We start from the raw sequence: 246 nt of genomic DNA, 5'->3' as shown, positions 1-246 counted from the left end.
CTTGTGACGATCGTCTCGCACGGGGATTTCGTTGCGCTGGATGCTTCGTTGCCCTTGTCGCGTATTCCCGAATTTCTGGACCGGGCCACGCCCCTGACCGAAGAGGCCGGGCTGAAGCCCCTCCTGATTGCCCACCTCGGCGACGGCAATGTCCATTACGCCGTTGTTGCGGGTGCATCTCCCTGGCAGGTTGAACGGGTGCGCGCCTTTACTGACCAGATGATTGCATTGCTGAACGACTTCGGC

Annotated in this window: 1 protein-coding gene; it reads left to right on the top strand. The window is 60.6% G+C overall.

Features of this window, described 5'->3' with window-relative positions; genetic code table 11:
* Window positions 1–246 (top strand): FAD-linked oxidase C-terminal domain-containing protein (locus Q5L94_RS14030; protein WP_317498962.1); only part of this gene is annotated, 246 nt, incomplete at both ends.

The sequence above is a fragment of the Idiomarina sp. Sol25 genome (assembly GCF_033052775.1).
Lineage (GTDB): Bacteria > Pseudomonadota > Gammaproteobacteria > Enterobacterales > Alteromonadaceae > Idiomarina.
This window is presented reverse-complemented; position numbering and strand designations above follow the sequence as displayed.